Annotated in this window: 1 protein-coding gene; it reads right to left on the bottom strand. The window is 54.5% G+C overall.

All coding sequences use genetic code 11. The annotated features are described in order from the left end of the window. Positions 1 to 288 (bottom strand): IS3 family transposase (locus ACTHSQ_RS11205; RefSeq protein ID WP_440372018.1); only part of this gene is annotated, 288 nt, incomplete at both ends.

Here is a 288-nt window from a genome sequence, read left to right as displayed (position 1 = left end):
GGTGTTCCGATATTGCGCCCATGGCGGGATGGCGGTAGGCTTTTTTCGCCCGTATGAGGGCTTTCAGTCCTAGCTGCTTCATCAACCGAGCTGCTTTTTTGCGATTCCAATCCAATGATGCGGCAATGCGCCTTTGCCCGTAGCGTCCTTTATGCCGTTCGTAGATTTCGACGAGGAGGGCTTTGTCGGTTTCATCGGGGTCGGAGCGGTTTTGGTGGTGGTAGTAAAAGCTGCTTTTGGGCAGGTTTGCGATGTGCAGCAGGTATTTGAGCGGGTGTTGCGCCCTCA

This window comes from Neisseria sp. P0009.S008 (genome assembly GCF_051958615.1).
Taxonomy (GTDB): domain Bacteria; phylum Pseudomonadota; class Gammaproteobacteria; order Burkholderiales; family Neisseriaceae; genus Neisseria; species Neisseria subflava.
This window is presented reverse-complemented; position numbering and strand designations above follow the sequence as displayed.